22 protein-coding genes are annotated in these 22672 nt (G+C 64.2%); 12 read left to right on the top strand and 10 right to left on the bottom strand.

Annotated features, from left to right (window positions below):
• Window positions 1-419: 419 nt before the first annotated feature.
• From NKJ09_RS09345 to NKJ09_RS09375, 7 genes are all read right to left on the bottom strand, one after another.
• Window positions 420-1166, bottom strand: coding sequence for an FAD-binding oxidoreductase (locus NKJ09_RS09345; protein WP_352495224.1), 747 nt, complete (start codon window positions 1164-1166; stop codon window positions 420-422).
• Window positions 1163-1774, bottom strand: coding sequence for a molybdopterin-dependent oxidoreductase (locus NKJ09_RS09350; protein ID WP_352495225.1), 612 nt, complete (start codon window positions 1772-1774; stop codon window positions 1163-1165). Before NKJ09_RS09350 ends, NKJ09_RS09345 begins: the two co-directional genes overlap by 4 nt.
• Window positions 1775-1906: 132 nt before the next feature.
• Window positions 1907-3445 (bottom strand): DegQ family serine endoprotease, encoded by a 1539-nt coding sequence (locus NKJ09_RS09355; protein ID WP_023718332.1) that lies wholly within the window; start codon window positions 3443-3445, stop codon window positions 1907-1909.
• Window positions 3446-3811: 366 nt separating this feature from the next.
• Window positions 3812-4537, bottom strand: a complete 726-nt coding sequence (locus NKJ09_RS09360; RefSeq protein WP_352495226.1) for an MBL fold metallo-hydrolase — start codon at window positions 4535-4537, stop codon at window positions 3812-3814.
• Between the two features lie 16 nt (window positions 4538-4553).
• The gene (locus NKJ09_RS09365) at window positions 4554-5720 is read right to left on the bottom strand and encodes a diphosphate--fructose-6-phosphate 1-phosphotransferase (RefSeq protein WP_352762653.1); all 1167 of its coding nucleotides are present in this window, start codon (window positions 5718-5720) and stop codon (window positions 4554-4556) included.
• 79 nt (window positions 5721-5799) lie between these two features.
• Entirely contained in the window at window positions 5800-6120 is a 321-nt protein-coding gene (locus tag NKJ09_RS09370) for a putative quinol monooxygenase (protein ID WP_031193766.1), read from the bottom strand.
• Window positions 6121-6339: 219 nt separating this feature from the next.
• Window positions 6340-7104, bottom strand: a complete 765-nt coding sequence (locus NKJ09_RS09375) for a L,D-transpeptidase (protein WP_352495227.1) — start codon at window positions 7102-7104, stop codon at window positions 6340-6342.
• 188 nt (window positions 7105-7292) lie between these two features.
• Between NKJ09_RS09375 and NKJ09_RS09380 the strand changes: the two genes are divergently transcribed.
• The 3 genes from NKJ09_RS09380 (at window position 7293) to xylB (ending at window position 10896) form a co-directional block, all read left to right on the top strand.
• On the top strand, window positions 7293-7916 hold the full coding sequence (locus NKJ09_RS09380) for a LysE family translocator (RefSeq protein WP_023718327.1): 624 nt from the start codon (window positions 7293-7295) through the stop codon (window positions 7914-7916).
• Window positions 7917-7925: 9 nt separating this feature from the next.
• Window positions 7926-9251, top strand: a complete 1326-nt coding sequence (locus NKJ09_RS09385) for a tetratricopeptide repeat protein (RefSeq protein WP_352495228.1) — start codon at window positions 7926-7928, stop codon at window positions 9249-9251.
• A gap of 190 nt (window positions 9252-9441) precedes the next feature.
• Window positions 9442-10896: a xylulokinase gene (xylB, locus tag NKJ09_RS09390; protein ID WP_352495229.1), complete on the top strand. Its 1455-nt coding sequence runs from the start codon at window positions 9442-9444 to the stop codon at window positions 10894-10896.
• Between the two features lie 209 nt (window positions 10897-11105).
• Here the strand turns inward: xylB and NKJ09_RS09395 are convergent, their stop codons facing one another.
• Window positions 11106-11468 (bottom strand): nuclear transport factor 2 family protein, encoded by a 363-nt coding sequence (locus NKJ09_RS09395; RefSeq protein WP_352484709.1) that lies wholly within the window; start codon window positions 11466-11468, stop codon window positions 11106-11108.
• A gap of 110 nt (window positions 11469-11578) precedes the next feature.
• Here NKJ09_RS09395 and xylA point away from each other — a divergent pair, with 110 nt between their 5' ends.
• The gene (gene xylA, locus NKJ09_RS09400; protein WP_023718323.1) at window positions 11579-12904 is read left to right on the top strand and encodes a xylose isomerase; all 1326 of its coding nucleotides are present in this window, start codon (window positions 11579-11581) and stop codon (window positions 12902-12904) included.
• A gap of 128 nt (window positions 12905-13032) precedes the next feature.
• On the opposite strand, the gene NKJ09_RS09405 is transcribed toward xylA, so the two are convergent.
• The gene (locus tag NKJ09_RS09405) at window positions 13033-13665 is read right to left on the bottom strand and encodes a TetR/AcrR family transcriptional regulator (protein WP_352484707.1); all 633 of its coding nucleotides are present in this window, start codon (window positions 13663-13665) and stop codon (window positions 13033-13035) included.
• A gap of 93 nt (window positions 13666-13758) precedes the next feature.
• Here NKJ09_RS09405 and NKJ09_RS09410 point away from each other — a divergent pair, with 93 nt between their 5' ends.
• Window positions 13759-14415, top strand: coding sequence for an O-methyltransferase (locus NKJ09_RS09410; RefSeq protein ID WP_023718321.1), 657 nt, complete (start codon window positions 13759-13761; stop codon window positions 14413-14415).
• Between the two features lie 166 nt (window positions 14416-14581).
• Window positions 14582-14791: a hypothetical protein gene (locus NKJ09_RS09415; protein WP_023718320.1), complete on the top strand. Its 210-nt coding sequence runs from the start codon at window positions 14582-14584 to the stop codon at window positions 14789-14791.
• Window positions 14792-14852: 61 nt separating this feature from the next.
• Here NKJ09_RS09415 and NKJ09_RS09420 read toward each other — a convergent pair whose 3' ends face one another.
• Window positions 14853-15833 carry a GlxA family transcriptional regulator gene (locus NKJ09_RS09420; protein WP_023718319.1) on the bottom strand — a complete coding sequence of 327 codons (981 nt, stop codon included), beginning with the start codon at window positions 15831-15833 and terminating at the stop codon, window positions 14853-14855.
• 76 nt (window positions 15834-15909) lie between these two features.
• Here NKJ09_RS09420 and bcoG point away from each other — a divergent pair, with 76 nt between their 5' ends.
• The 6 genes from bcoG (at window position 15910) to NKJ09_RS09450 (ending at window position 22644) form a co-directional block, all read left to right on the top strand.
• On the top strand, window positions 15910-16821 hold the full coding sequence (gene bcoG / locus NKJ09_RS09425; protein WP_352762657.1) for a 3-dehydrocarnitine:acetyl-CoA trimethylamine transferase BcoG: 912 nt from the start codon (window positions 15910-15912) through the stop codon (window positions 16819-16821).
• Window positions 16822-16858: 37 nt separating this feature from the next.
• A complete protein-coding gene (locus tag NKJ09_RS09430; protein WP_352762660.1) occupies window positions 16859-17488 on the top strand; it encodes an HD domain-containing protein in 630 nt (209 codons plus the stop codon).
• Window positions 17485-18558: a 3-hydroxyacyl-CoA dehydrogenase NAD-binding domain-containing protein gene (locus tag NKJ09_RS09435; RefSeq protein WP_023718316.1), complete on the top strand. Its 1074-nt coding sequence runs from the start codon at window positions 17485-17487 to the stop codon at window positions 18556-18558. Before NKJ09_RS09430 ends, NKJ09_RS09435 begins: the two co-directional genes overlap by 4 nt.
• 4 nt (window positions 18559-18562) lie before the next feature.
• On the top strand, window positions 18563-19726 hold the full coding sequence (locus NKJ09_RS09440; protein ID WP_352495231.1) for an acyl-CoA dehydrogenase family protein: 1164 nt from the start codon (window positions 18563-18565) through the stop codon (window positions 19724-19726).
• Between the two features lie 64 nt (window positions 19727-19790).
• On the top strand, window positions 19791-21869 hold the full coding sequence (locus NKJ09_RS09445) for an acetate--CoA ligase family protein (protein WP_352484700.1): 2079 nt from the start codon (window positions 19791-19793) through the stop codon (window positions 21867-21869).
• Window positions 21862-22644 (top strand): carnitinyl-CoA dehydratase, encoded by a 783-nt coding sequence (locus NKJ09_RS09450; protein WP_352484699.1) that lies wholly within the window; start codon window positions 21862-21864, stop codon window positions 22642-22644. The genes NKJ09_RS09445 and NKJ09_RS09450 overlap by 8 nt, the downstream gene beginning before the upstream one ends.
• Window positions 22645-22672 lie beyond the last annotated feature (28 nt).

Consider the following 22672-nt stretch of genomic DNA (forward strand, 5'->3'; position numbering starts at 1 on the left):
TTTTTCCGTCCGGCGAGCGGCGTGTCTTGGGAGGAATTCGCGTCGTCCGGACAGCCCGATGTGGGAAAGCCAATGGCCAGTTTCCAATCACGAAGTTGTTTGGTGTGGACCAAGAATCTACACCTTGAAATTGTGCCAGAGATTCCCTCCGCCACAATTTTATTGCTAAATATCAAGTAGATAGCCCATAGCATCGGTCTGGCTGCAAGGTGGCTTGGAGAGGCAGCGTTCACAGCGTCCTGCACGCATTGTCAACAGAAACGAACCGTTCGGTTCGATTTTTTAAACCGATAAAAGTAGCAGCAGGGGTTGTTTGTCGAATCGTTAACCATTTCAGCCAAACGCGACCTTGCCGTTCTACCTGTTTTCGGCCTGTTTATGCCGGGCAGCGAAGACTGCAACGGGCAAGCAGAACCGGGTCAGACCCCGTAGCGTTCGGTGCGGATGAGTGCCGCCGGGACGCCGGCATCGATCAGTGCCTCGGCGGCGGCCGTCACGAATGCGTTCGAGCCGCAGACGAAGGCCAGCTTCGGCGGCGCGGGCAGCCTCGTCATGGCTTGCACCATCATCGCGGCGTCGATCCGCCGCGCATAATCCGCCGGACGGCGGGCCGGCTCGCGCGTCAGCGTCAGCACCAGGTCGAAGCCATCCCGGCGCTCGGCGAGGTCGATCAACTCGTCGCGAAAGATCACCTCGTCCCAGACCCGCGCGGAAAACACCAGCGCGGCGGCGACCAGCGACTCCCGCATCGCCCGGTGACGGACCATTGACATCAGCGGCACCACGCCCGACCCGCCGCCGACGAGCAAGAGCGGTCCGCCATCGCTGTCGGACCAGACGAAATGGCCGCCGAGCGGCCCGCGCAATTCGACGTCGTCGCCCACCGCCGCGATCTCGTGAAAGAACGGCGAGACCTCGCCGTCCTCGAGTTTTTCAATCGCCAGCTCGATGGTCTCGCCGGTCTCCGGTGCCGAGGCGATGGAATAGGAGCGGCGCGCCTGATAGCCGTCAGGCGCTGTCAGCCTGACGTCGACATGCTGTCCGGCACGGTAAGCGAAGGGCCGCGATGGCTGTAGGAAAAAGCTGGTGACGCGCGGCGTGCGCTTTTGGATGCGGGTGATGGTGACTGTCTGCCAGGGCGACTGCGCCGCCGGTGCGTCGCTCATAGATCGTTCGTGTAGCGCTGTTCGCGCCACGGGTCGCCATAGATATGATAGCCTCGCAGCTCCCAGAAACCCGGCTCGTCACGCTCGGTGAACTGCAGCCCGTTCAGCCATTTGGCCGATTTCCAGAAATAGAGATGTGGAACGAGCAGCCGCGCCGGCCCGCCATGATCGGGGGTGATCGGCTTGCCCTCGTAAAGCAGTGCCACCATCGCCTTGCCGCCGGTGAGATCCTTCGTCGGCACGTTGGTGGAATAGCCGTCGAAACCCAGCGCCAGCGTGAAGGCGGTGGGCGGCTCGATGCCGGCGTCGGCAAGGATGTCATCGACCAGCACGCCCTGCCACGCGGTGTCGAACTTGGTCCATGCGGTCACGCAATGGATGTCGCGCGTCATCTTGGTCAAGGACAGCGCATTGAACTCGGCCCAGTTCCACTTCTTGATCGGCCGCGGCCCGTGCTTAAGCGTGAACGACCAATCCTCGGTGCGCACATGCGGCGTCGGGCCGGCCGACAGGACCGGGAAACCTTGCTCGAGATACTGCCCCGGCGGGATACGTGCATTCGTATCCGTCGGGGGCTTTCGTCCGGAAGAGAAGCCTCGGGTAACCATCGAGAATATCCATTTGCGCAAGGTCCAATCGACCCTTGTCAGTTTTCTCGAAGACGCGCCCGCGGGCAACCGAAATCTTGGCTCGGCCTGGCGGCAGTGCTCTACGTCGATCTTGGCAGCGCGGCGCGTGCCTCAGCCACTGGCAAAGGGCACGGCGACAAACATCTGGGCGTCGCCGCGCTCGACAAGCAGCAGCACCGATTTCTTGCCGGATTTGGCAGCCTGAGAAATCGCCTGGTTAGCCTGCCTGGCGCTCCTCACCGGATGCTGGTCGACGGCGACGATGATGTCGCCGGGCTGAATGCCGGAAGCCGATGCCGCCTTGTTCGGGTCGACGCGCTCGACCAGTGCGCCGTGCTGGTTGCCTGCCAGGTTCATTGCCTGGCGCACATCCGGGGTGACGTCCATCAGGCCGAGACCGAGCGTCGGTGCGCGAAGGCCCTGCCCCGTCGACGGCTGACCCTGATCGCCGGCCACCGATCCCGTCGCCATATCGTCTTCGTTGCGCCCGATCTCGACGGAGATCTGCAGGCCCTTCCCCTTGCGCCAGACATTGAGCGCTTCCCTCGTGCCGGGCGCAATGTCGGCGACGGCGCGTGACAGGTCCCTTGGATCCTTTATGTCCTGGCCGGCGAAGCTGGTAATGACATCGCCGGTCTCGATGCCGGCCTTGGCGGCCGGCGATCCGTCGCTGACCTGCGCGACCAGCACGCCGGCGGGGTGATCGAGGCCGATGGCGCTCGCCATATCAGGCGTCACCGGCTGGATCTGGACGCCGAGATAGCCGTACTGGATGGAGCCGCCCTTCATCAGCTTGGCGACGACCTTTTGCGCCTGGTCCGAGGGGATGGCGAAGCCGACGCCGACGCTGCCGCCATTCGGCGAAAAGATCGCCGTGTTGATGCCGACGACATTGCCGTTCACATCCGTCAGCGGGCCGCCGGAATTGCCCCGGTTGATCGGTGCGTCGATCTGGATGAAATCGTCAAACGGCCCGCTGTGCAGGTCGCGGCCGCGCGCCGAGACGATGCCGGCCGTGACGGTGGTGCCAAGGCCGAAAGGATTGCCGAAGGCGAGCACCTGATCGCCCGGCATGAGCTTGTCGGAATCGCCCCATTTGACGGTCGGCAAGGGCTTGCCGGCTTTGACCTCGAGCACGGCAAGATCGTTCTTGGCGTCATGGCCGATCAATTTGGCGGGAAGCTCGGTGCCGTCGTCGAGCGTCACCTTGATCGACTGGGCGCCGTCGACGACGTGATTGTTGGTGACGATGGTGCCGTTGGCGCCGACGATGAAGCCTGAGCCGAGGGCCTCGGTGCGCGGCGCCTGTTCCGGCGGCGTCTTGGGGGCGGGCTGTCCCTGGTCATCGAAGAAATGGCGGAAATAATCGTCGAAAGGCGAGGTTCCGCCAAAGGGAGAGCCATCGCTCGTGGTGTCCGGCTGTTGGGCTTTCATGACCGTCGTGATGGTCACCACTGCCGGTTTGTCGGCCGCCACGACCGGAGCGAACGAACCGCTGGGAGCGGTCATGCCGGTGACAGGTGGCGTCACTGTTGCCGCCAGGACATCATTCAGCCTGGGAGCGAGAGGCAGGGCGAAGGGGCTGACGATCAGCGCGGCGCCCAGCAAAGCGGCGACGCGATGTCTGCGAAGGGTCTGGATTGGTGACATGGCCGTTGTCCGGGCGAGAGATTGATCGGGCGCCGCAGCGTTCCGTCACCGGAACGCTCCATCGGCGTGTCGGCCTTGCCTGTCTCGCCTGGCACGGCGGCCGACCGAATCGACAGCCCCGCATCTAGGGCGCCGATCGTGGTTTCCAGATAATATTACGAAGATTTAATTTCCGGCTGGCAGCCGCCTTGCCGGGCTGGCGCCGAAAGCCGAAAACAAAAACCCGCCTTGCGGCGGGTCGTTGGGGCAAATCAGCACCATACCCAAATTACTAGCATAGCTGCCGGCACAAAGCAAGAACAAAATAGCTACCCAAGAAAAATCGCCTCAGGTTGTGCCGCCCCTCACCGCCCCTGCCGAGGCTTCCTATGCCGCTGTCCCGTCCGTTCGCCTGAGATACGCCGAGGCGATCTCGCGCATCCGCCTGCCGTCGAAGCTCGGTCCATGACCGCCATGGCCGATGCGGATCGGCAGATCGAGCAGCCGCTGCATCGTGTGGCGGTAGGCGGCACGATCCGAATCCGGCAGGTCGTCGATCAGCGTGGCGTCGTAGATGGCGTCGCCGGCGAAGAACAGGCCGTCGGCCTCGTCGAACAGCGCGATCGAATCAGGAGAGTGGCCGGGCAGATGCAGGACGCGGAATTGGCGGTCGCCGAGGTCGACCCTATCGCCCTCGTCCAGGGTCCTAGTCAGCGGCGCCGGCGGAATCCTGTAATCGGCGGCTTTCCAGCCCTCCGCCGGCAGCCTGGAGACAGCCCCTTCCAGGTCATGGAACATGTAGGCGTAGGTAATCGCTTCATCCATGCTGCCGAACTGCGCGGCGCTGTGGCGCGGCCCTGCCCGCAACGGAAACTCGTGCAGCGAGCCGACATGATCGAGATGGATATGCGTGGCGACGACGAGCAGCGGCTTGCCGGCCGGCGTGTCGATCTGCGGCGCCAGTGGGCAGATCCCCATGCCGGTGTCGACCAGCAGGTCGACGTCGCGGCCGCGCAAATGCCAGATGTTGGCGCGCACGAATTCATGCACGAAGGGCTCGGTCAGCATGGTCGTCTCTGCGTCGACGATGGTTTTGCTGAACCAGTTGTCCATCAGATCAAGGCCGGCATCAGACGAACGGCTTGCCGACCTTGTATTTTTGCGGGACCAGCCGCTTCAGATAGGCCATCCCCGCATCGGACAGCCGGTTGACATCGGGCAGCATGAAATCATCCGGCATATGGCGCGTCTTGCCGGCGACGTTCTTCAGCGGCACCTTCTTCAGCACGGTTTTCTTGCCGTCATATTGCAGCGCCACCGAACCGCCGCCCTCGTCGGCGACCGTGACCGCGAAGGCGCCGGCGTCGAAGGCCTCCTGCGCGTCCACCGCGCTGATGGCGCCGACATAGCCGCGCGGCATGTAGCCGAGCGCATCGACGCGCGCCCGCTTGCCCGGCAATCCCTCGGCCAGCGCGCGCTCCAAGGCTGCCGGCAGGTCGCTGCCCGACAGCTTGACGTTGCCGTGCTGGTCGCGCTCCAGCCTTTCCGGCGGCACCAGGCTTTCGACCAGTGCCTTGCCGTCGGCGGTGCTGACGCCTTCGGAGACGGCAACGATGCAGCGCTTGTGGCGGTCGAGCGTGGCGCGCACGTCGTCGATGAAACCGGCCGCCGAGAACGGCCGCTCCGGCACGTAGACGAGATGCGGGCCGCTGTCCTGATCGAGCTGCCATGCCGCGGACGCGGCCGTCAGGAAACCGGCGTGCCGCCCCATGACGATGCCGACATAAATGCCCGGCAAAGCGCGGAAATCGAGATCGACCGAAAGAAACGCGCCGGCGACGAACTCGGCCGCCGACATGAAGCCGGGCGTATGGTCGTTCTCCTCGAGATCGTTGTCGATGGTTTTTGGCGCATGCACGAAGGCCATCTTGCCGCCGGCGGCGTCGGTCAGGATCTGCTGCGTGCCCGAGGTGTCGTTGCCGCCGATATAGATGAAGGCGTCGGCACCGGCTTTCTTCAAGCCGTTGAGGACGAGGTCGCAATAGGCGGCATCCGGCTTGTCGCGCGTCGAACCAAGCGCGGCGCTCGGCGTCGCTGCGATCAGCCGCAAACGGTCCTCGGGGATGGCGGAAAGATCGACGTAATTGCCGTCACGAATGCCGCGCACGCCGTGGATGGAACCAAGGACCTTGGCGCCGGGACGCCGCTTGCGGATTTCGAGCGCAGCGCCCACCACCGTTTGGTTGATGACGGCGGTCGGGCCGCCGCCTTGCGCGATCACAAAAGTTCCGGCCATTGTTCACGTCTCCCGGGCGATGAAAATCGCAGGCACATTCGCCTGTCTTGTGGCATCGCGCAACGGCAGAGGCAGTGGGTCAGTTTGAAATCGCGCCACTCTTCGCTTGCAGCGCGATAGGATCCGTTTCGATGAGCCGAAGTGACCTGACCATACTCGCCGTCTGCGCCTTGTATTTGAGAAAGTGCGGCGTGGTCAGGTGGGCCTCATAGGCCGCCCGATCGGCGTAGCATTCGATCACGCGCACCTTTTCAGGCGTGCCTTTTACTGCCACCGCATGAAGGAAAAGCACGCCCGGCTCGACGCGTACAGAAGCCTCAATCTCTTCAGCAAGCAGGGCCCTGTAGCTGCCGATCTGCTTAGGATCGATTTCCAGTTCAGCTATCCTGACAAGCGGCATCAATTGCTTTCTTGCTTCTTGCAAGGGACCACGCATGGTCGGCTTCTCCGCTTCGCTCGCCTCGATCAGCGCAACGATGTCGCGATCTCCCAAAACTTGTCAGTCACACGAGCGGACATGGCTGGGCAAGGCGAAGCGTCGCATGAATTCGCACAAAATTGTAGTACATGGGTGTGCAGTGCTAGCCGGCAGAGTAATCGCTCGAGCCTTGGCCGCCGGTCAGACGACGACCACCGGATTCTTCTTGGAGACGCGGCTGTAGAGATCGATGATGTCCTGGTTGATCAGGCGCACGCAGCCCGACGACATCGCCTGGCCGATGCTCCACCATTCGGGCGAGCCGTGGATGCGATAGCCGGTGTCGCTGCCGTTCTGATAGATGTAGAGGGCGCGCGCGCCGAGCGGATTGTCGAGGCCGCCCGGCTGTCCGCTCTGCCATTTCACCAGCTCCGGCTTGCGGGCGATCATCTCGGGCGGTGGGGTCCAGACCGGCCATTCCTTGCCGTACTGGATGTTGGCGCGGCCCGACCAGCGGAATCCGTCCTTGCCGATGCCGACGCCGTAACGGATCGCTTCGCCGCCGGGCTGCACCAGATAGAGCAGCCGCTCCTGCGAGTGAACGACGATCGTGCCGGGTTGCTCGCCGGTCGGATCGACGACAATCTGGCGGCGGAACTCCGGCTTGACCTTGAGGTAGGGCACCTCCGGTACATTGAAGCCACCGTCGGTGAGCGAAGCGTACATCACGTCGGGGCTGGTGATGTTCTTGTCGACGCTGATGCTCGGACGCACGGGCCGGATCGAGCCGGTGGTGACGTCGTCGAGCTGGAGCGACGGCAGATCCAGCGTCTGGCTGCAGCCGGCGACGCCGAGCAGCGCCAGCGCACCGGCGCCGGACAGCACCGTGCGGCGGGAAAGCTGTATTTCGGTTTCGATTGCGTCGCCATTATGCGGCAGCGACAGACCGTGCGGCAACTCACGCATTTACCCAAACCCTACACTATCGGCGGGAAACACGGTCCGGCCGGATAGCAGGCATTTTCACCAATCATGGTTGAAAAAGCGTGAAGGCCAGCCATCTGCCGTTAACGAGGGGCTTTTTCGGTTTTTGCCTCTTTACATCTTCGCGAGGCCAAGGATTTATCCTCTTCTTTGAGCTCAAGGAGAAGAAAATGTCCTTCGAAAACTGGGCCGCATTTGCCGCCGCCTCGGCAGTCCTTCTGGTCATTCCGGGCCCGACCATCCTGCTGGTGGTGTCCTATGCGCTCGGCCAGGGCTGGCGCACCGCGCTGCCGATGGCAGTCGGCGTGGCGCTCGGCGACTTCACCGCAATGACACTGTCGATGCTGGGCATCGGCGCGCTGCTGGCGGCGTCGGCGACCGTATTCACCGTGCTGAAGGTGATCGGCGCCGGCTATCTGATATATCTCGGCATAAAGCTGTTTCGCGCCGGCGGCGCGCTGCGGGCCGAACCGCGCACCGATGCGGTGTCATCGGCCAAGATGACGGCACATGCCTGGCTGGTTACCGCGCTCAATCCGAAAAGCATCACCTTTTTCGTCGCCTTCCTGCCGCAGTTCCTCGACCGGCATGCGGATTTCTGGACACAGATGCTGATCTTCGAGACGACCTTCCTGGCGCTCGCCTTCGCCAACGCCTTCGGTTATGCGCTGATCGCCGCAAGGGCGCGCAACGTCGTGCGCAATCCAAAGGCGATCCGCATCTTCAACCGCACCGGCGGCACGCTGCTGGTCGGCGCCGGCATCGCGACAGTGGCGATGCGATCGGGCAACTGAGGACAAGCCATGGCGGTCAGGGATGCATTTGGCCTAGCGCTGTCTGGCGCGACGGAGGCCGGGTTCTCGTCCTACAGCCGGGCTGTGCGCGAATTGCAGTGCTTCATCGGCGATCCTGTCGGTTCCGTTGACCGGGCAATCGCCGAAAATCCCGGCTTCGTCATGGCGCATGTATTCAAGGGTTATCTGTTTGGCCTCGCCACCGAGCGAGAGGCGACGGCGGTGGCCAAGGCATGTCACGAGGCAGCGCTGCCGCTTGCCGCGACGACGCGCGAGCAGGCGCATGTCGCCGCCCTTGGCCACCTTGCGGAGGGCCGCTGGCACGCCGCCGCCCGCATGCTGGAGGATATCGCCATCGAGTTTCCGCTCGATGCGCTGGCTCTGCAGACCGGCCACCAGATCGACTTCTTCACCGGCAATGCCCGCATGCTGCGCGACCGCATCGGCAGCGCGCTGCCATCCTGGCAGAGCGGCATGCCTGGCTACCACGCCATACTCGGCATGCAGGCCTTTGGACTGGAGGAAATGGGCGACTATGCGCGCGCCGAAAGGCTTGGCCGCATGGCTGTCGATCTCGAGCCGCGCGACGGCTGGGCCCAGCATGCCGTCGCCCATGTCATGGAGATGCAGAGCCGGCAGAAGGACGGCATTCTGTGGATGCGCGCCAATCCCGAAGCGTGGACGCGGGAGAGCTTCCTGCAGGTGCACAATTGGTGGCATCTGGCGCTGTTCCACTACGACCTCGGCGAGACCGACGAGGTGCTGACGCTCTACGACGGGCCGATCTATGGCGAACGCTCGACGCTGGCGCTCAACATGGTCGATGCCTCGGCGATCCTGTGGCGGCTGCATCTCGGCGGCGTCGATGTCGGCGACCGCTGGACGGCGCTGGCCGCCAACTGGTTGCCCAAGGCCAGCGCCGGCAACTATGCCTTCAACGACGCCCACGCGATGATGGCGTTTGTCGGCGCCGGCCTCGAAGCGCCGGCCCGCGGCTTGCTCGAGGCGCAGCGCGAGGCGATGCAGGGCAAAGACGACAACGCTGGTTTCACCAGGGATGTCGGCCATCCCCTGACGCTCGCCATCAAGGCATTCGGCGACGGTAATTATGCCGAGACGATACGCCTGATCCGGCCGATCCGGGCGATCGCCCATCGCTTCGGCGGCAGCCACGCCCAACGCGACGTCATCGACCTGACGCTGATCGAAGCGGCATTGCGTTCCGGTGATGGCGCGCTGGCGCGGGCGCTTGCGGCGGAACGTGCACTGGCACGGCCGGACAGCCCGTTGTCGGCACTGTTTTCACGGCGTGCAACCGCTCTCGCGGCGAATTGACCAAGGCCACATCTTGCCTTAAAAACTGCCCCGACCAGATTTTTTCGAGCGTCGAAAAAATCTTCGCGTGTTGACCGGGGTGCGTTTCCGGCGGCACGATTGCCGGGATATCTTCGCCGCCTCTGTCGCAGGCAGAGGCGGGGAGCAAGAAAGACCGTCGCCGCCAGGCCTGACGGACATGGGAGGAAACATGTATCTCGGCCTCGATCTCGGCACGTCGGGCGTCAAGGCGCTGCTGATCGATGCAAGGCAGAGCATCGTCGGTTCCGGCCATGCGCCGCTCGACGTGTCGCGCCCGCATCCCGGCTGGTCCGAGCAGAACCCGGCTGAGTGGATCCGCGCCTGCGAAGCGGCGATCGCCGAGCTGCGATCCGCGCATGCGAAGGAGCTCGCGGCGGTCAAAGGCATCGGCCTTTCCGGCCATATGCATGGCGCCACCCTGCTCGACGCCGCCGACCAGGTGCTGCGCCCCTGCATCCTGTGGAACGACACACGCAGCCACGCCGAGGCGGCCGCACTCGACGCCGACCCGCGCTTTCGCAAGCTGACCGGCAACATCGTCTTTCCCGGCTTCACCGCGCCAAAGCTCGCCTGGGTGAAAAACAACGAACCGGCTGTTTTCGCCAAGGTGGCAAAGGTCCTGCTGCCGAAGGACTTTTTGCGGCTCTGGCTCGCCGGCGAGCATATTTCGGAAATGTCGGATTCGGCTGGCACGTCGTGGCTCGACGTCGGCAGACGAGCCTGGTCCGCCGAACTGCTCGCCGCCACGTCGCTCGACGAAAGGCAGATGCCGTCATTGGTCGAAGGCACGGCAAAGGCCGGTGCCTTGCGCAGCGAACTGGCTGCGAAATGGGGCATGCAGGCGGGCATCCCGATCGCCGGCGGCGCCGGCGACAACGCGGCCTCGGCCTGCGGCATGGGCACGGTCGGTGCCGGCCAGGCTTTCGTCTCGCTCGGCACGTCAGGCGTGCTTTTTACCGCCAATGCGTCCTATCTGCCCAACCCGGAAAGCGCCGTGCATACATTCTGCCATGCCCTGCCCGGCACCTGGCATCAGATGGGCGTCATCCTGTCGGCAACCGATTCGCTCAACTGGCTATCGGCAATCGCGGGCAAAGGTGCTGGCGAGTTGACCGCCGAACTCGGCGATGCGCTGCAGGCGCCGACCGGTGTCTCCTTCCTGCCCTATCTCTCAGGCGAACGGACGCCGCACAATGATTCCGCCATTCGCGGCGCGTTTACGGGGCTTGCACACGAATCCGGCCGCGCGGCGCTGACCCAGGCCGTGCTCGAAGGCGTCGCTTTCGCTTTCCGCGACAGCCTGGAAGCTCTGGCCAAGGCCGGCACGACGCTGACCCGGGTGACGGCGATCGGCGGCGGCTCGCGTTCGCGCTACTGGTTGAAGGCCATCGCCACCGCGCTTGGCCTGCCCATCGATATTCCCGCCGAGGGCGATTTCGGCGCCGCGTTCGGTGCGGCCCGGCTTGGCCTGATCGCGGCGACCGCTGCCGATCCGCGCGCCGTGTGCACGGCGCCGGCGACGGACGCCACGGTCGAGCCGGTCGCCGCCCTCGGCGACGCCTATGCGCAGGCCTATCAGCGCTACCGCCAGCTTTACCCGGCGATCAGGGCTGTAACCGCGTGAGCTGGCGCTTACCCCCCTCTGGCCTGCCCTCTTTGCCACCACTTGGCATCTCCCCCTCAAGGGGGGAGATCGGCAGCGTCGACGGCTATGCCAGTCTTGCAAGATCGGTGATTGGCGAAGGCGGAAAGGCCAGCCAATCTCCCCCCTTGAGGGGGAGATGCCCGGTAGGGCAGAGGGGGGTGCTTGGCCCCCACTTTGCCGAGATTTCCTCACTGCGCCGGCACCTTGTCGAGAAAGCCGGTGACGCTTTTCAGCCGGCCATTTTCGATGATGCCGATATCGGTGCCTTCGATGACGGGCTCGGTGCCGTCCGGCCCAAGGTTCCACGAAAAGCGGATGGCGTCAGCGAAGCCGTCCGGCTCGCCTTTCAGCGAGAACCTGAAGCCGGCAAAGCGCTGCTGCACGCCTTCGATCAGCGCGGCGATGCCGTCATGGCCGTCGCCCTGCATGATCGGATCGCGGTAGCCGACATCCTCGGTGAAGGTCGTCTTGAGCAAGGCTTTCCTGCGCGCGGCGTCACTCTCGTTCCAGGCGGCGATGTAGTTTTCGGCAATGGTGTTGAGGTCGGTCATGGTCTGTCTCCTTCGTTGGATGCTCTTGACATGAGCCTTTTCGACCAACGCCAGCGCGAAACCAATTACGCTTGAGGTAATCAGGCCGAACCATGCGAGAGGAAAAGAACATGACCAGCGGTTTTTTCGGCGACATCCAACAGATCAAATATGAGGGACCGGATTCGACCAATCCGCTGGCCTACCGGTTCTACAATCCCGACGAGATCGTCGCCGGCAAGCGGCTGGAAGACCATCTGCGCTTTGCCGTCGCCTACTGGCATTCCTTTGCCTGGCCAGGCGGCGATCCGTTCGGCGGCCAGACGTTTGACCGGCCGTGGTTCCCCAAGGCCGGCGGTACCGACACGATGGAGCTGGCCAAGCTCAAGGCCGACGTCGCCTTCGAGATGTTTTCGCTGCTGGGCGCGCCTTATTTCTGCTTCCACGATGCCGATGTGCGGCCGGAGGGCCGGGACTTTTCCGAAAGTGCGGCGCGGCTCGACGAGATCGCCGATTATTTCTCGGGAAAGATGAAGCAGACTGGCGTCAAGCTGTTGTGGGGCACGGCCAACCTGTTCTCCAACCGCCGCTTCATGTCGGGCGCCGCCACCAATCCCGATCCGGACGTCTTTGCCTATTCGGCCGCGACGGTGAAACACTGCATCGACATCACCAAGCGGCTGAACGGCGAGAACTACGTGCTGTGGGGCGGCCGCGAGGGCTATGAGACGCTGCTCAACACCGACCTTGCCCGCGAGCAGGAACAGGCCGGCCGCTTTCTCAATCTGGTCGTCGACTACAAGCACAGGATCGGCTTCGAAGGCACCATCCTGATCGAGCCGAAGCCTCAGGAACCGACCAAGCACCAGTATGATTACGACGTCGCCACCGTCTATGGCTTCCTCAAGCGTTTCGGACTGGAGAACGAGGTCAAGCTCAACATCGAGCAAGGCCACGCCATCCTGGCCGGCCATTCGTTCGAGCATGAACTGGCGCTGGCCAATGCGCTCGGCATTTTCGGCTCGATCGACATGAACCGCAACGACTACCAATCGGGCTGGGACACCGACCAGTTCCCAAACAATGTACCGGAGATGGCGCTCGCCTATTATCACGTACTGCAGGCGGGCGGCTTCAAGACCGGCGGCACCAATTTCGACGCCAAGCTCAGGCGCCAGTCGCTCGATCCGCAGGATCTGCTGATCGGTCATATCGGCGGCATGGATTGCTGCGCTCGAGGCCTCAAGGCAGCGGCACGCATGGTCGAGGACAAGGCGCTGTCGGCGCCGCTCGCCGAGCGCTATGCCGGCTGGGATTCGGCCGAGGCCAAGGCGATGCTTGCCGGCAAGCGCACGCTGGAGGAAATTGCTGATCGCGTCGTCAAGGAGAAGATCGAGCCGCAGCCCCGATCCGGCCGCCAGGAACTGCTCGAGAACATCGTCAACCGGTACGTCTGAGGCGTACCGATTCGCGGCCGCATTGTTCAGCGGCCGCCGGCTGACGACTTTCCGCGGGGCCGAAACCGACAAGGTTTGCCCCCTTGCGAAACTTTCGGTCTGCTTGCTGACCGGGCCTGGCATTTGCCCTAGCCGTGATCGAGGCCTCTCAAATAGGCGCAGAACATGTCGGCCATGGCGTCGGCGTAGGCTTCAATCTCCGTGGCGGTTCGAGGCGCCTCCGAGAACTGCTTCCCCACCGTGCTCAGCGTCGTCATGACGAGGTCGCCGGCCAATTCGCGGGTCACTTGCGCGGCGTTGGGCAACGCCTCCTGCATGAAGAGCTGGATGGTGCGGTCTCCGGACGCCCTTGCCGCCCGCGCCTCAGGCGCGTCGCGGTAAAGCGGTGCGGCGTCGTCGAGCGCCACACGCACCGCGGCCTCGTCACACTCCGAGCGGAGGAAGGCGTGGACCAGGCCGCGCAGCCTTTCAAGCGGCGGTTTCCTGATATCCTCGAGGATGTCGCGCAGCAAATCGGTCGTCTGCCGCCATTCGTCACTCTGGAGCCGGAACAGGATCGCCGCCTTGTTCGGAAAATACTGATACAGCGATCCGACGCTGACACCGGCCTTCTCGGCCACCCGCGCCGTGGTGAAGCGCTGCGCGCCTTCCCTCGCCAAAACCTGAACAGCAGCCTCCAAAATCGCAGCAACGAGCTCCGCCGAGCGGGCCTGCTTGGGCTGTTTTCGCGAGGAAATCCGCGGACTTCGGTGATCGCTCATTGAGAGGCGCGCCAATGCGATTATTGAATGCGAATGATTAGTCGTATTTTGAATGCCGCACAAGAACGCATTCAATTTTGACTGGAGACCAATATGACCACACTGACGACAACGCCGCTGGCGCCCCTGCTGGACCGCCTGTTCGAGGAAGCCGCTGCGGCAACGAGCCCTGCCGTGGCGGAGCTCTCCGCCGAGGAGCGGAGCCGCTTCATTCGGAGCAAGACCGAATACCTCGATTTCTACGGGCGGCTAAAGGATCTCTGGCTTCCCGTTTCGCGAGAGACCGGCACGCTGCTCTACATGCTGGCACGGAGCAGCGGCGCCCGGACGATCGTCGAATTTGGAACCTCGTTCGGCATCTCGACCCTGCACCTTGCCGCAGCCTTGCGGGACAATGGCGGCGGCCGCCTGATCACCAGCGAGTTCGAGCCATCCAAGGTGGCGCGCGCCAGGAGCAACCTCACAGCAGGCGGTCTCATCGACATGGTGGAAATCCGAGAGGGAGACGCGCTGCAAACATTAAGCGTCGATCTTCCCGAAACGGTCGACCTGCTGCTGCTCGATGGCGCCAAAGCGCTCTATCCCGAGGTCTTGACCCTAGTTGAAAGTCGCCTCAGGCCGGGCGCCTTGGTCGTTGCCGACAATGCCGATCTTTGCCCCGAATACCTCTCGCGGGTGCGCTCGACCGGAAGCGGCTACATGTCCACGCCGTTCGGCGAGGATGTCGAACTGTCCATGCGGCTCGGCTGACGCACCGCCTGATCTGTCGGAAAGATCGTGCCCAAGATGGGCGGCGGCGGACAAAACTTTGCCCGGCATCGCCCATCAATCGCCTCGCTCTTGCCTTCAAACAGCCGTCACGGAGTTCCTATAGTGTGGTTCGTGGCGGGAATCAGAAAGAAGGAGGCGAAACGATATGCAGCACGAACGCGAAATCGACGCCCTGCTCTCATCTGGCGAGGCCGGATCGATCATCGACCGGCTGATGGCGCTGCCGCACCCCAAGCATGGTGCGCTGAGTGCAAACGAATGGGATCGCGCGGTCGCCAGCCGCTTCGAGACCCATCTGGCGAGACAGATGCGCTCGCAGATCGACGGCAACAGCGTCCGCCAAGACGCTGCCTGATCCACCTTTGTCTGTGCATGTCGTTATCCCAAAACCGCTACGCACTTTTGGGCGACATGCATTATCCTCGACGCAGCCTGACCGGCGCTTCGCCGAACGCTCTTGAAAACGCTCTGGAAAATGCCGCGGCGGACGAAAACCCCGTTCGCCCGGCAATGTCCGCCATGGCGATGCGCGTATCGACCACCAGCCGGCGCGCGGCGCCGAGGCGCAGCCTGAGATAATAGGCGCCCGGCGTTTCGCCGATCGACTTGCGAAAGATACTTTCCAGCGTCCGCGCCGTCACCCCGGCGCGCTTGGCCACGGCGGCGACAGTCAGGGGCTGGTCGACATGCGCTTCCATCAGCCGGATGGCTTGCGCCAGCCTGGGATCGTAGCCGTCAAGACGGCCGAGCGAGACCAGCGGCTGCGCGTCCGTCGCGGCGCGCGCCTGGTCGTAGATGAAGACGCTCGCGACATCGAGCGCCACGGCCATGCCGAGCCGCGTGCGGATCAGATGCAGCATCAGGTCGAAGGTCGGCGAGGCGCCGCCAGAGGTGAATACGGGACCGTCGATGACGTAGCGGTCGGGGCGCACGTCGACGCCGGGAAAGGCCGAAGAAAAATCCTCCATATCCTCCCAGTGGGTGGTGGCGCTGCGCCCCTCCAGCAAGCCCGCGCGCGCCACCAGCCAGGTGCCGGCCTCGACGCCGCCGCAGGCGCGTGCCGCGCGCGCCGCCCGGCGCAGTCCGGAAAGCAAGGCTGAAGTGGCGTAGTTCTGCGTGCCGAAGCCGGCGACGACGACCAGCATGTCGGTTGTGTCAGCCGCATCGAAGCGGCCGCTGACCGCCACCGGCAGGCCGCATGTGGTGACCGGCGCCTCGCCTGTGACCGAGACCAGCCTGAAATCGAACAGCGTCTCGCCGGCAATACGGTTGGCGGCGCGCAACGGGTCGACGGCCGACGCGACGCACATGATCGACGAGCCGGAGAATACCAGCAGCGTCACCTTGAGCGGCAGACGTTCGGCACGAAAGATCGTCGGTTTTTCGGTTTTGGTCACATGATCTTCGTAAAACGCAAAACAGTTTCCGGCAAGTCAGGCATTCTTGCCCTACGTTCTATTGGGAGAGAGTCCGATGCCGTTAGCGATGAACCGTGAGGTCTTCATTACCTGTGCCGTGACCGGGTCCGGCAGTTCGCAGGACCGCAGCCCGCACGTGCCGCGCTCGCCCAAGCAGATCGCCGATTCGGCCATTGAGGCGGCAAAGGCAGGGGCTGCGATCGTGCACTGCCATGTGCGCGATCCCGAGACCGGCAAGCCTAGGCGCGACGTGCACCTCTACCGCGAGGTGACCGAGCGCATCCGCGCGGCTGACGTCGACGTGGTTTTGAACCTGACCGCCGGCATGGGCGGCGACATGGTGTTCGGCCCACCGGAAAAGCCGCTGCCGCTGAACGAAAAAGGCACGGATATGGGCGGTGCGACCAACCGCGTGGAACATGTTCGCCAGTGCTTGCCGGAAATCTGTACGCTCGACTGCGGCACCATGAATTTCGCCGAAGCCGACTATGTCATGACCAACACGCCCGGCATGCTGCGCGCCATGGGCGGCATGATGACGACGCTCGGCGTCAAGCCGGAGATCGAGGCCTTCGACACCGGGCATCTGTGGTTTGCCAAGCAATTGGTCGAGGAACAAGTGCTGAAGCCGGACGCGCTGGTGCAATTGTGCATGGGTGTGCCGTGGGGGGCGCCGGACGACCTCAACACCTTCATGGCCATGGTCAACAATGTACCGTCGACCTGGAACTGGTCGGCGTTCGCCATTGGCCGAAACCAGATGGCCTATGTCGCTGCCGCGGCGCTGGCCGGCGGCAATGTCCGTGTCGGGCTGGAGGATAATCTCTGGCTCGATAAGGGGGTGCTGGCGACCAATGCGCAGCTGGTCGAGCGGGCGGTCAGTATCGTGTCGAATATGGGCGCCAGGGTCATCGGCCCGGATGAGGTGCGAAAGAAGCTGAACCTGACGAAGCGCGCACCGCTTTGAGCAAGGGCGGGAAGAACCCGGTTGGGAGGAGCCGCCGATGAAGACCGTGAAGTTCACCGCCATGAAGGACGGCGACCGCGAGGATTATGCCTTCCTCACCGAGCATGAGATCGACCATGCGGCAAAGACCGGCGAGCGTCTGCTCGACGCGCTTGTCCAGCTCGACGAAGGGCTGTCGGGCTACAAGATCACCCGGCTCGGCCATTCGCTGCAGGCGGCGACGCGGGCCTGGCGCGACGGCGCCGACACCGACTGGATTGCCTGCGCCTTGCTGCACGACATCGGCGACATCTACGCGCCCTATAATCACGACGAGTATGCGGCGTCGATCCTGAAGCCCTTTGTACGCGAGCAATGCACCTGGGTGGTGGAAAAGCACGGCGACTTCCAGCGCCTCTATTACGCACATCACCTCGGCGGCAACCCGCACGCCCGCGACCGTTTCGCCGGGCACATCTACTTCGACGATTGCGATGAGTTTTGCGAGCGCTGGGACCAGTCGAGCTTCGACCCGGATTACGAGACATTGCCGATCGATTTCTTCCGGCCCTTCGCGCTCGAAGTGTTCGCGCGCAAGGCCTATGACGCGTCCGTGATCCGTGCCGGCGAGCGTGTCGCCCTCACCGACCCCGCAACAGCCAGCACAAGAACCGGAGCCTCCGCATGAGCATCATCAACAAGGCGGCAGCCATCGGCGGCGGCGTCATCGGCGCCGGCTGGGTCGCGCGGCTGCTGCTCAACGGAATCGACGTGTCGATCTTCGATCCCGACCCCGAGGCGTCACGCAAGGTCGGCGAGGTGATGAAGGGAGCGCGACGCGCCTACAAGCAGATGCTGCCCGGCGGCCTGCCGAAAGCGGGCAAGCTCACTTTCGCCAAGACGATCGCCGAGGCGGTCGCCGATGCCGACTTCATCCAGGAAAGCGTGCCGGAGCGGCTCGACCTCAAGCACCGCGTGCTGGCCGAGATCGACCTTTATGCGCCGGCCAACGCCATTGTCGGCTCCTCCACCTCCGGCATCAAGCCGACCGACATGCAGGTGGCGATGAAGAAGCATCCGGAGCGGTTGGTGGTCGGCCATCCGTTCAACCCCGTCTATCTCTTGCCACTGGTCGAAATCGTCGGCGGCGAACAGACCTTTCCCGAGGCGATCGAAGTCGCCAAGGAGATGTATGCCTCGATCGGCATGAAGCCGGTGGTGATCCGCAAGGAGATCGAAGCCTTTGTCGGCGACCGCCTGCTCGAAGCGGCCTGGCGCGAGGCGCTGTGGCTGGTCAAGGACGGCATCTGCACGGTCGAGGAGCTTGACGACATCATGCGCTATGGCTTCGGCCTGCGCTGGGCGCAGATGGGCATGTTCCAGGTCTATCGTGTCGCCGGCGGCGAGGCCGGCATGCGCCACTTCATGGCGCAGTTCGGCCCGTGCCTGAAATGGCCATGGACCAAGCTGATGGATGTGCCGGAGTTCAACGACGAATTGGTCGAGCTGATCGCGACCCAGTCGGACGACCAGGCGCACGGTCTGTCGATCCGCGAACTCGAAAAGATCCGCGACGACAATCTGGTCGCGATCATGGAGGCACTGTCGAAGCAGAACAAAGGCAAAGGCTGGGGCGCCGGCGCCCTGCATAAGGACTATACCAGGCAGCTGGCCAAGCTTGCGGCGAAGAAGCCCACCGCCTCCAAGGCTGCCGAGAAGGCCAAGGCTGAAAAGCCGAAGAAAAAGAAGAAAGGCTGAGACCATGGATTTTGGTCTTTCGGAGGAACAGAAGCTCATCGTCGAGACGACGCGGGCCTTCGTCGAGAACGAGCTTTACCCGCATGAGCGCGAAGTGGAGCGCACCGGCGTGCTGCGCCGTGAGCTGATCGAGGAGATCAAGGCCAAGGCGATCGAAGCTGGTCTCTATGCCGCCAACATGCCGGCCGATGTCGGCGGCGCCGGGCTCGATACGGTGACCTGGCTGCTCTATGAAAAGGAGCTCGGCCGCGCCAATTACGCGCTGCACTGGACCTGCGTGGCGCGGCCTTCCAACATCCTCCTTGCCGGCACGCCGGAGCAGCGCGAGAAGTATCTGTTCCCGTGCATTCGCGGCGAAAAATGGGATTGCCTGGCAATGACCGAGCCGGGCGCCGGCTCCGATTTGCGCGGCATGAATGCAACCGCCGTGCAGGACGGCGACGACTGGGTGCTGAACGGCACCAAGCATTTCATAAGCCACGCCGACCTCGCCGATTTCGCCATCGTCTTCATGGCCTCGGGTGAAGAGGATTCTGCGCGCGGCAAGCGTAAGAAGATCACCGCCTTCTTCGTCGACAAGGGCACCAAGGGCTTTACCGTGCGCGACGGCTACCGCAACGTCTCGCATCGCGGCTACACCAATGCCATCCTCGAATTCGACGATTGCCGTCTGCCGGCCACTCAGGTTCTGGGCGAGGTGCACAAGGGCTTCGACGTCGCCAATTCATGGCTTGGCGCGACGCGCCTGCAGGTCGGCGCCACCTGCCTCGGCCGCGCCGAACGGGCGCTTGGCCACGCCATCGAATACGCCGCGCAGCGCCAGCAATTCGGCCAGCCGATCGGCAAGTTCCAGGGCGTGTCGTTCAAGCTCGCCGACATGGCGACCGAGCTGAAGGCCGCCGACCTGATGGTGTTCGAAGCCGGCTGGAAGTACGATCAGGGCACCGTTACCGACCAGGACATGGCCATGGCCAAGCTGAAGGCCACCGAGATGCTCGCCTTCGTCGCCGACGAGGCGATCCAGATCCATGGCGGCATGGGGCTGATGGACGATCTGCCGCTGGAACGCATCTGGCGCGACGCCCGCGTCGAGCGCATCTGGGAAGGCACCTCGGAAATCCAGCGCCACATCATCTCGCGGGCGCTGCTGCGCCCGTTCGGGGGCTAGAGCATGATCCCAAAAAGTGGAATCCGGTTTTTGGAAAAGATCATGCTCAAACGAAAAGATGACGATGCACAAACTTGAGCGGCTTTTGCGCCCACGAACGATCGCAGTCTTCGGTGGCGTGCAGGCTGCTGCCGTCGTCGCGCAGTCGATCAAGATGGGCTTTGCCGGCGAGATCTGGCCCGTGCATCCGAGCAAGGACGAGGTCGCCGGCCGCAAGGCGTATCGCTCGGTGGCCGAATTGCCCGGTGCGCCGGATGCCGCTTTCATCGGCGTCAACCGGCACTTGACCATCGAAGTGGTCAAGGCGCTGGCCGAGCGCGGCGCCGGCGGTGCGGTCTGCTTCGCCGCCGGCTTCCTCGAAACCGAGGCCTATGACGAGGACGGCGAGCGGCTGCAGGCCGAGCTGGTCGCGGCGGCGGGTCCCATGCCGATCATCGGGCCGAACTGCTATGGGCTGATCAATTACGCCGACGGCGCGCTTTTGTGGCCCGACCAGCATGGCGGCATCAGGCTGCCTGAAGGCGGTCGCGGCGTTGCCATCATCACCCAGTCGTCGAACATCGCCATCAACATGACGATGCAGAAGCGCGGCCTGCCGATCGCCTTTCTGATGACCGCCGGCAACCAGGCGCAGACCGGGCTTTCCGAAATGGCGCTCGGCCTGATCGAGGACGACCGCGTCACCGCGCTCGGCCTGCATATCGAGGCCTTCGACTCGGTAGCCGGCTTCGAAAGGCTGGCGGCACGGGCACGAGAGCTGAAGAAGCCTGTTATCGCCATGAAGGTCGGCCGCTCCGAGCAGGCGCGGCAGGCGACCGTCTCGCATACCGCGTCGCTGGCCGGCTCGGACGCAGCGTCCGGCGCGTTCCTGAAGCGGCTCGGCATCGCCCGCATCGATTCGATCCCGGCCTTCATCGAGGCGCTGAAGCTGCTGCACGTCACCGGTCCCCTGCCCGGCTACCGGCTGTCGTCGATGAGCTGTTCGGGCGGCGAGGCGTCCGTCATGGCCGACAGCGCCGAAGGCCGCTGGGTGACCTTTCCGCCTCTCACCGCCGAGCATCGCATTCAGGTCAAATCGACGCTCGGCCCGCTGGTCGCGGTGGCCAACCCGCTCGACTACCATACCTTCATCTGGAACAACGAGCCGGCGATGACCGCCACCTTCACCGCCATGGTGTCTGGCGGCTTCGACCTCAACATGCTGGTGCTCGACTTTCCGCGCCCCGACCGCTGCTCCGACACCGACTGGTGGGCGACGCTGCGCGCCTTCGAAGCGGCGCTGAAGACCAACAGCGCGCAAGGCGCGATCGTCTCCTCGCTGCCGGAGAACCTGCCCGAGGAATACACTGCAGGGCTGATGGCGCGGGGCATGGTGCCGCTGTTCGGCATTTCCGAGGCCATGGACGCCGCCCAGGCGGCAGCCTTCATCGGCTGGGCGTGGCGCGAGCCGCTGGCGCAGCCGATCGACACCTCGGCGTCTGGCGCGCCGGCCGGCGACCATGTCACCCCGGACGAGGCGGAGGCGAAAGCGCGGCTCATCGAGGCCGGGCTCCCGGTGCCGAAGGGCGAGCGCGCCGGCAACGCGGTCGAGGCTGTGATCTCCTCGATGGCGCTCGGCTTCCCGGTAGCGCTGAAGGCTCTTGGCGTCATCCACAAATCCGAGCTCGACGCGGTCCGGCTCAATTTGAGGGATGCCGAATCCGTCAGCACCGCCGCCCATGATCTCGGCCCGCTCGGCACCGGCCTTTATGTCGAGCGCATGGTGCGCGATGGCGTCGCCGAGCTGCTGGTCGGCTTCACCCGCGACCCGATGTTCGGCGCGGTGATGACGCTCGGCACCGGTGGCGTGCTGGTCGAGCTGTTGCGCGACAGCGTCACGCTGATGCTGCCGGCGACCCGTGACGACATCGAGGCCGCTTTGCGCGGGCTGAAACTGTTCCCGCTGCTCGACGGCTATCGCGGCCGGCCGAAGGCCGATGTCACGGCGGCAATAGAGGCGATATCGGGCATTGCCGGCTTCGTGCAGCAAAATGCCGGCGAGATCGAGGAACTCGACATCAATCCGCTGATCGTCTGCGCCGAGGGCAAGGGCGCCTGGATCGCCGATGCGCTGCTGGTGCTGGGAGGCAAGAAGAATGGCTGAAATCATCACCACCCGCCGCGAGGGCACGATCCTCGAAGTCACGCTCGACCGGCCCAAGGCCAACGCCATCGACCTGAAGACGTCGCGGCTGATGGGCGAGACGTTCAAGGCGTTCCGCGACGATCCCGAGCTGCGCGTCGCCATCGTCAAGACCGCCGGCGACAAGTTCTTCTGCGCCGGCTGGGACCTGAAGGCCGCGGCCGGCGGCGACGCGGTCGACGGCGACTATGGCGTCGGCGGCTTCGGCGGGCTGCAGGAACTGCGCGACCTCAACAAGCCGGTGATAGCCTGCGTCAACGGCATGGCGGTCGGCGGCGGCTTCGAGCTGGCGCTGTCCTGCGACCTCATCTATGCGTCGGACCACTCCTCCTTCGCGCTGCCCGAAATCCGCGCCGGCACGCTGGCCGATGCGGCGACGATCAAGCTGCCGAAGCGCATCCCTTATCATGTCGCAATGGACCTTCTGCTCACCGGCCGCTGGATGGATGTCGCCGAGGCGCATCGCTGGGGCCTGGTCAACGAGGTGCTGCCCAAGGAAAGACTGGAGGACCACGTCTGGGAGATCGCGCGGCTGCTCGCCAGCGGCCCGCCGCTGGTCTTCGCCGCGATCAAGGAGACGGCTCGGGTCGCTGAATCGCTGACGTTCCAGGACGCGATGAACCGGGTGACGCGCCGGCAGCTGCCAACGGTTGACGCACTCTACGGCTCGGAGGACAATCTCGAGGGTTTTCGCGCCTTCGCCGAGAAGCGCGACCCGGTGTGGAAGGGGAAGTGACGCTGCGGAGATGATGGCGATCCTTCAC

It is taken from the genome of Mesorhizobium sp. M0189 (genome assembly GCF_040322135.1).
Taxonomy (GTDB): Bacteria; Pseudomonadota; Alphaproteobacteria; order Rhizobiales; family Rhizobiaceae; genus Mesorhizobium.

What these genes read in the sequence shown, in the direction of transcription:
- NKJ09_RS09345 (WP_352495224.1), bottom strand. Translation starts at nt 1,166, where the DNA reads ATGAGCGACGCACCGGCGGCGCAGTCGCCCTGGCAGACAGTCACCATC.
- NKJ09_RS09350 (WP_352495225.1), bottom strand. Translation starts at nt 1,774, where the DNA reads ATGGTTACCCGAGGCTTCTCTTCCGGACGAAAGCCCCCGACGGATACG.
- NKJ09_RS09355 (WP_023718332.1), bottom strand. Translation starts at nt 3,445, where the DNA reads ATGTCACCAATCCAGACCCTTCGCAGACATCGCGTCGCCGCTTTGCTG.
- NKJ09_RS09360 (WP_352495226.1), bottom strand. Translation starts at nt 4,537, where the DNA reads ATGGACAACTGGTTCAGCAAAACCATCGTCGACGCAGAGACGACCATG.
- NKJ09_RS09365 (WP_352762653.1), bottom strand. Translation starts at nt 5,720, where the DNA reads ATGGCCGGAACTTTTGTGATCGCGCAAGGCGGCGGCCCGACCGCCGTC.
- NKJ09_RS09370 (WP_031193766.1), bottom strand. Translation starts at nt 6,120, where the DNA reads ATGCCGCTTGTCAGGATAGCTGAACTGGAAATCGATCCTAAGCAGATC.
- NKJ09_RS09375 (WP_352495227.1), bottom strand. Translation starts at nt 7,104, where the DNA reads ATGCGTGAGTTGCCGCACGGTCTGTCGCTGCCGCATAATGGCGACGCA.
- NKJ09_RS09380 (WP_023718327.1), top strand. Translation starts at nt 7,293, where the DNA reads ATGTCCTTCGAAAACTGGGCCGCATTTGCCGCCGCCTCGGCAGTCCTT.
- NKJ09_RS09385 (WP_352495228.1), top strand. Translation starts at nt 7,926, where the DNA reads ATGGCGGTCAGGGATGCATTTGGCCTAGCGCTGTCTGGCGCGACGGAG.
- xylB (WP_352495229.1), top strand. Translation starts at nt 9,442, where the DNA reads ATGTATCTCGGCCTCGATCTCGGCACGTCGGGCGTCAAGGCGCTGCTG.
- NKJ09_RS09395 (WP_352484709.1), bottom strand. Translation starts at nt 11,468, where the DNA reads ATGACCGACCTCAACACCATTGCCGAAAACTACATCGCCGCCTGGAAC.
- xylA (WP_023718323.1), top strand. Translation starts at nt 11,579, where the DNA reads ATGACCAGCGGTTTTTTCGGCGACATCCAACAGATCAAATATGAGGGA.
- NKJ09_RS09405 (WP_352484707.1), bottom strand. Translation starts at nt 13,665, where the DNA reads ATGAGCGATCACCGAAGTCCGCGGATTTCCTCGCGAAAACAGCCCAAG.
- NKJ09_RS09410 (WP_023718321.1), top strand. Translation starts at nt 13,759, where the DNA reads ATGACCACACTGACGACAACGCCGCTGGCGCCCCTGCTGGACCGCCTG.
- NKJ09_RS09415 (WP_023718320.1), top strand. Translation starts at nt 14,582, where the DNA reads ATGCAGCACGAACGCGAAATCGACGCCCTGCTCTCATCTGGCGAGGCC.
- bcoG (WP_352762657.1), top strand. Translation starts at nt 15,910, where the DNA reads ATGCCGTTAGCGATGAACCGTGAGGTCTTCATTACCTGTGCCGTGACC.
- NKJ09_RS09430 (WP_352762660.1), top strand. Translation starts at nt 16,859, where the DNA reads ATGAAGACCGTGAAGTTCACCGCCATGAAGGACGGCGACCGCGAGGAT.
- NKJ09_RS09435 (WP_023718316.1), top strand. Translation starts at nt 17,485, where the DNA reads ATGAGCATCATCAACAAGGCGGCAGCCATCGGCGGCGGCGTCATCGGC.
- NKJ09_RS09440 (WP_352495231.1), top strand. Translation starts at nt 18,563, where the DNA reads ATGGATTTTGGTCTTTCGGAGGAACAGAAGCTCATCGTCGAGACGACG.
- NKJ09_RS09445 (WP_352484700.1), top strand. Translation starts at nt 19,791, where the DNA reads ATGCACAAACTTGAGCGGCTTTTGCGCCCACGAACGATCGCAGTCTTC.
- NKJ09_RS09450 (WP_352484699.1), top strand. Translation starts at nt 21,862, where the DNA reads ATGGCTGAAATCATCACCACCCGCCGCGAGGGCACGATCCTCGAAGTC.